This window comes from Pseudomonas sp. PS01270, assembly GCF_029959775.1.
Lineage (GTDB): Bacteria > Pseudomonadota > Gammaproteobacteria > Pseudomonadales > Pseudomonadaceae > Aquipseudomonas > Aquipseudomonas atacamensis.
Map to the genome: position 1 here is coordinate 38,487 of NZ_JASCPT010000034.1, position 6,482 is coordinate 44,968.

Annotated in this window: 4 protein-coding genes; all 4 read left to right on the forward strand. The window is 60.8% G+C overall.

Translation table 11 applies throughout. From position 1 onward, the window contains the following. Positions 1-186 precede the first annotated feature (186 nt). On the forward strand, positions 187-1,641 hold the full coding sequence (xdhA, locus tag QMX86_RS12680; RefSeq protein ID WP_073473992.1) for a xanthine dehydrogenase small subunit: 1,455 nt from the start codon (positions 187-189) through the stop codon (positions 1,639-1,641). Then, positions 1,634-4,027 carry a xanthine dehydrogenase molybdopterin binding subunit gene (gene xdhB, locus QMX86_RS12685; protein ID WP_282385115.1) on the forward strand — a complete coding sequence of 798 codons (2,394 nt, stop codon included), beginning with the start codon at positions 1,634-1,636 and terminating at the stop codon, positions 4,025-4,027. The genes xdhA and xdhB overlap by 8 nt, the downstream gene beginning before the upstream one ends. A 126-nt stretch (positions 4,028-4,153) precedes the next feature. Beyond that, positions 4,154-5,011 (forward strand): xanthine dehydrogenase accessory protein XdhC, encoded by an 858-nt coding sequence (gene xdhC / locus QMX86_RS12690; RefSeq protein ID WP_282385113.1) that lies wholly within the window; start codon positions 4,154-4,156, stop codon positions 5,009-5,011. A gap of 13 nt (positions 5,012-5,024) precedes the next feature. After that, positions 5,025-6,329: a guanine deaminase gene (guaD, locus tag QMX86_RS12695; RefSeq protein WP_263219290.1), complete on the forward strand. Its 1,305-nt coding sequence runs from the start codon at positions 5,025-5,027 to the stop codon at positions 6,327-6,329. The last annotated feature ends 153 nt before the right edge of the window (positions 6,330-6,482 follow it).

Consider the following 6,482-nt stretch of genomic DNA (forward strand, 5'->3'; position numbering starts at 1 on the left):
GGTTTTTGGCACGAATCCCGCAAAAAAGCGCAGTGACCGATGAAGGTCAATACTGAATAGACACGCTGTTGATCGACGAAACGGATTTTCCTGACCTTTAAGTCAGAAAACCATTGACCGAAAAGTCAGACCTGCTAAATTCGGTTTACGTCGGTTAACAACAATAATGAGTCTGCGAGGCCTTCCGTGATCCAGTTTTTACTTAACCAGGAACTCCGTAGCGAGCACGCCCTGGACCCGAATCTGACTGTGCTCAATTACCTGCGTGAACATGTGGGCAAGCCCGGCACCAAAGAAGGTTGCGCCAGCGGCGACTGCGGCGCCTGCACCGTGGTGGTTGGCGAGTTGCAGACCGATGATATGGGGCGTGAACATATTCGCTATCGCAGCCTCAATTCGTGCCTGACTTTCGTCTCGTCCTTGCACGGCAAGCAACTGATCAGCGTTGAAGACCTCAAGCACAAGGGCGAACTGCACAGCGTGCAGAAAGCCATGGTCGAGTGCCACGGTTCGCAGTGCGGCTTCTGCACCCCCGGTTTCGTCATGTCGTTGTTCGCCCTGCAAAAGAACAGCGATGCGCCGGATCAGGCCAAGGCTCACGAAGCGCTGGCCGGCAACCTCTGCCGCTGCACTGGCTACCGGCCGATTCTCGCCGCTGCCGAACAATCCTGCTGCGCCAAGCCAGCGGATCAGTTCGACGCCCGCGAAGCCGAAACCATTGCCCGCCTCAAGACCATTGCGCCGACCGATATCGGCGAACTCAACAGCGGCGACAAGCGCTGCCTGGTGCCGCTGACCGTCGCTGACCTGGCCGATCTCTACGACGCTTATCCACAAGCGCGGCTGCTCGCCGGCGGTACTGACCTGGCACTGGAAGTCACCCAGTTTCACCGCACTCTGCCGGTGATGATCTACGTCGGCAACGTCGCCGAAATGAAGCGCATTGAAACCTTTGCAGACCGCATCGAAATCGGCGCCGCCACCGCCCTCTCCGATTGCTACGAGGCCTTGAATGCCGAGTACCCGGACTTCGGCGAATTGCTGCACCGCTTCGCCTCGTTGCAGATCCGCAATCAAGGCACCCTCGGCGGCAACATCGGCAACGCCTCGCCGATCGGTGACTCGCCACCGCTGCTGATCGCCCTCGGCGCGCAGATCGTGCTGTGCAAAGGCGAAACCCGCCGCACCTTGAACCTGGAAGACTACTTCATCGACTACCGCGTCACCGCGCGCCAGGAAAGCGAGTTCATCGAAAAAATCATCGTCCCGCGCGCCAGCGCCGAGCAGTTGTTCCGTGCCTATAAAGTGTCGAAGCGCCTGGACGACGACATCTCCGCCGTCTGTGCTGCGTTCAATCTGCGCGTGGAAAATGGCGTGATCAGCGACGCGCGCGTGGCCTTCGGCGGCATGGCGGCGATTCCGAAACGCGCTGCGCATTGCGAAGCCGTGCTGCTCGGTCAGCCGTTCAACAACGCCGTGATCGAACGCGCCTGCGCCGCGCTGGCCGAAGATTTCACACCGCTCTCGGACTTCCGCGCCAGCAAGGAATATCGCCTGCTCAGCGCGCAGAACCTGCTGCGCAAATACTTCATCGAACTGCAAACACCGCACATCGAGACTCGGGTGACCGCTTATGTCTAACCATCACGCCGTAGAGAAGACTCAAGCTGAATTGGCCGAACTGTTCGCCCAGGATCTGACCACCGGTGTCGGCCGCAGCGTCAAGCACGACAGCGCCGCCAAGCATGTGTCCGGTGAAGCGCAGTACATCGATGATCGGCTGGAATTCCCCAACCAATTGCACCTGTATGCGCGCCTGTCGGACCGTGCCCACGCGAAAATCCTCAGCATCGACACGTCGCCGTGCTACGCCTTCGAAGGCGTGCGCATTGTCATCACCCACGAAGACGTGCCGGGCCTGAAGGACATCGGCCCGCTGATGCCGGGCGACCCGCTGCTGGCCATCGATGACGTGCAGTTCGTCGGCCAGCCGGTGCTGGCAGTCGCGGCGAAAGACCTGGAAACCGCGCGCAAGGCAGCAATGGCGGCGATCATCGAATACGAAGATCTGGAACCGGTGCTCGACGTCGTCGAAGCCCTGCGCAAGCGCCATTTCGTGCTCGACAGCCACACCCATCAGCGCGGCGATTCGGCTTCGGCGCTGGCCACGGCTGAACACCGTATTCAGGGCACGCTGCACATCGGCGGCCAGGAGCACTTCTATCTGGAGACGCAAATCTCCTCGGTGATGTCTACCGAAGATGGCGGGATGATCGTCTACTGCTCGACGCAGAACCCGACCGAAGTGCAAAAACTGGTCGCCGAAGTGCTCGACGTGTCGATGAACAAAATCGTCGTCGACATGCGCCGCATGGGCGGTGGTTTCGGTGGCAAGGAAACCCAGGCCGCGAGCCCGGCGTGCCTGTGCGCGGTGGTCGCGCACCTCACCGGCCAACCGACCAAGATGCGCCTGCCGCGCGTCGAAGACATGCTGATGACCGGCAAGCGCCACCCGTTCTACGTTGAGTACGACGTCGGTTTCGACAGCAGCGGCCGTCTGCACGGGATCAACATGGAGCTGGCCGGCAACTGCGGCTGCTCGCCGGACTTGTCGGCCTCGATCGTTGATCGGGCGATGTTCCACTCGGACAACTCGTACTACCTCGGCGATGCGACCATCAACGGTCACCGCTGCAAGACCAACACCGCCTCGAACACTGCTTATCGCGGCTTCGGCGGCCCGCAAGGCATGGTCGCCATCGAAGAAGTGATGGACGCGATTGCCCGGCATCTGAAGCTCGACCCGCTGGCGGTGCGCAAGGCCAACTACTACGGCAAGACCGAGCGCAACGTCACCCACTACTACCAGACCGTCGAGCACAACATGCTCGAGGAAATGACCGCCGAGCTGGAAGAAAGCAGCCAGTACCACGAACGCCGCGAAGCGATCCGTCGCTACAACGCCAACAGCCCGATCCTGAAAAAAGGCCTGGCGCTGACTCCGGTGAAGTTCGGTATTTCCTTCACCGCGAGCTTCTTGAACCAGGCCGGTGCGCTGATCCACATCTACACCGACGGCAGCATCCACCTGAACCACGGCGGCACGGAAATGGGCCAGGGCCTGAACACCAAAGTCGCCCAGGTCGTGGCGGAAGTGTTTCAGGTCGAAATCGATCGTGTGCAGATCACCGCGACCAACACCGACAAAGTGCCGAACACCTCGCCGACCGCGGCCTCCAGCGGCGCCGACCTGAACGGCAAAGCCGCGCAGAACGCAGCACAGACGATCAAGCAACGCTTGGTCGAATTCGCCGCGCGGCACTACAAGGTCAGCGAAGAAGACGTCGAATTCCGCAACGGCCACGTGCGTGTGCGCGAGCAGATCCTGACCTTCGAAGCGCTGATCCAGCAGGCGTATTTCAATCAGGTCTCGCTGTCCAGCACCGGCTTCTACAAGACTCCGAAAATCTACTACGACCGCAGTCAGGCGCGGGGCCGTCCGTTCTATTACTTCGCTTTCGGCGCAGCCTGCTGCGAAGTGATCGTCGACACCCTGACCGGCGAGTACAAGATGCTGCGCACCGACATCCTGCACGACGTCGGCGCCTCGCTGAACCCGTCGATCGACATCGGTCAGGTCGAGGGCGGTTTCGTCCAGGGCATGGGCTGGCTGACCATGGAAGAGCTGGTCTGGAACAACAAGGGCAAGCTGATGACCAACGGCCCGGCCAGCTACAAGATCCCGGCGGTGGCGGACATGCCGCTGGATCTGCGGGTGAAACTGGTGGAAAACCGCAAGAACCCGGAAGACACAGTGTTCCATTCCAAAGCCGTCGGTGAACCGCCGTTCATGCTCGGCATCGCCGCTTGGTGCGCAATCAAGGACGCGGTGGCGAGTCTCGGTGATTATCAGCATCAGCCGAAAATCGATGCGCCGGCCACGCCGGAGCGGGTGTTGTGGGGCTGCGAGCAGATGCGCCAGCTCAAAGCGGTGAAAGCTGTCGAAGCTGAAACCGCGGTTGTTTGATGATCGTTCCCACGCTCTGCGTGGGAATGCAGCCCGCGACGCTCTGCGTCGCATCCTGAACAGCGGACGCGGAGCGTCCAGTGATGCATTCCCACACAGAGCGTGGGAACGATCTGAGAGGTGTGTATGTACAACTGGATCGACGCCCTCGCCGACCTGCAGAATCAGGGCGAGCCCTGTGTGCTGGTGACGATCATCGAAGAACTCGGCTCGACGCCACGTAATGCCGGCTCGAAAATGGTCGTCAGCGCCGACCGCCTGTTCGACACCATCGGTGGCGGGCATCTGGAATTCAAAGCCATGCAGATCGCCCGCGAGATGCTCGCCAGCGGCAAGCAGGACACCCATCTGGAGCGCTTCAGCCTCGGCGCCAGTCTCGGCCAGTGCTGCGGTGGCGCTACGGTGTTGCTGTTCGAACCGATGGGCCAGGTGCAGGCGCAGATTGCCGTGTTCGGTGCCGGCCATGTCGGTCGCGCCCTCGTGCCGCTGCTGGCCAGCCTGCCCTGCCGGGTGCGCTGGATCGATTCGCGCGAGGCCGAGTTTCCTGAACACATCCCCCACGGCGTGCGTAAAATCGTCAGCGAAGAGCCGGTGGATGAAGTCAATGACCTGCCCGCCGGCAGCTACTGCATCGTCATGACCCACAACCATCAGCTCGATCTGGAACTGACCGCGGCGATTCTCAAGCGCAACGATTTCACCTGGTTCGGCCTGATCGGCTCGAAAACCAAACGCGCCAAATTCGAACACCGCCTGCGTGATCGTGGTTTCGACCCGAGCGTGGTGCAGCGCATGCGCTGCCCGATGGGCATCGGCGAAGTCAAAGGCAAACTGCCTGTGGAAATCGCCATCTCCATCGCCGGTGAAATCATCGCCACCTATAACGCCAACTTCGGCCAGCACAGCGCCCGCGCCGAACCGATTGCCCGATTGCTGCCCGCCTCGCGCCGCAGCCAGTCCGCCAAACTCAAAGCCTCAAACTGATTAGAGAACCCTCATGCCTCTGACTCGCAAAGCCTACCGCGCCGCCATTCTGCACAGCATTGCCGACCCTGCCGAAGTCGGCATCGAAGCCTCCTATGAATATTTCGAGGACGGCCTGCTGGTGGTCGACGACGGCAAGATCAGCGCCCTCGGCCACGCCAGCGAACTGCTGCCAACCCTGCCGGCGGATATCGAGATCAACCATTATCAGGATGCGCTGATCACCCCCGGTTTTATCGACACGCACATTCACCTGCCACAAACCGGCATGGTCGGCTCCTATGGCGAGCAACTGCTCGACTGGCTGAACACCTACACTTTCCCCTGCGAGAGCCAGTTTGGTGATAAGGCTCACGCCGACGAAGTGGCCGATATTTTCATCAAGGAACTGCTGCGCAACGGCACCACCACGGCGCTGGTGTTCGGCAGCGTGCATCCGCAATCGGTGAATTCGTTTTTCGAGGCCGCCGAGAAGCTTGATCTGCGCATGATCGCCGGCAAGGTGATGATGGACCGCAATGCCCCGGATTATCTGGTCGATACCGCCGAATCCAGCTACGTCGACAGCAAGGCGCTGATCGAGCGCTGGCACGGCAAGGGCCGCTTGCACTATGCGGTGACGCCGCGCTTTGCGCCGACCAGCACTCCGGAACAACTGACCCTGGCCGGGCAATTGCTGACGGAATATCCGGATCTGTACATGCAGACCCACATCAGCGAGAACCTCAAGGAGATCGAGTGGGTCAAGGAGCTGTTCCCGGAGCGCAAGGGTTACCTCGACGTCTACGATCACTACCAATTGCTCGGCGAACGCTCGGTATTCGCCCACGGCGTGCACCTGTGTGACGAAGAATGCGCGCGACTGGCAGAAACCGGCTCGGCGATCTCGTTCTGCCCGACCTCGAACCTGTTCCTCGGCAGCGGCCTGTTCAACCTGCCGATGGCCGAAAAGCATAAGCTCAATGTCGGCCTCGGCACCGACGTCGGCGGCGGTACCAGTTTCTCGCTGCTGCAAACCCTCAACGAAGCCTACAAGGTCATGCAACTGCAGGGCGCGCGGTTGAGCCCGTTCAAGTCGCTGTATCTGGCGACCCTGGGTGGTGCGCGGGCGCTGCGCCTGGAAGACAAGATCGGTAACCTGCAACCGGGTTCGGATGCCGACTTCCTAGTGCTGGATTACAACGCCACGCCGCTACTGAGCTACCGCTTGAAACAGTCGAATAACATCGCCGAGACGTTGTTTGTGCTGATGACCCTGGGCGATGACCGCACCGTGGCGCAGACGTATGCAGCGGGGGCGCTGGTGCATCAGCGCTAGGTTTTCCTGCACTGATCGTTCCCACGCTCTGCGTGGGAACGATCATCCCCGGAGGTGTTTACCCCGGGGGATTTTTATTGCCTGTCAGATCCCCTTCGCGAGCAAGCTCGCTCCCACATGGGAATGCATTTCAAATGTGGGAGCGAGCTTGCT

Excerpts from the sequence above, each read along its gene's own strand:
- guaD (WP_263219290.1), top strand. The coding sequence starts at position 5,025 with ATGCCTCTGACTCGCAAAGCCTACCGCGCCGCCATTCTGCACAGCATT.
- xdhB (WP_282385115.1), top strand. The coding sequence starts at position 1,634 with ATGTCTAACCATCACGCCGTAGAGAAGACTCAAGCTGAATTGGCCGAA.
- xdhC (WP_282385113.1), top strand. The coding sequence starts at position 4,154 with ATGTACAACTGGATCGACGCCCTCGCCGACCTGCAGAATCAGGGCGAG.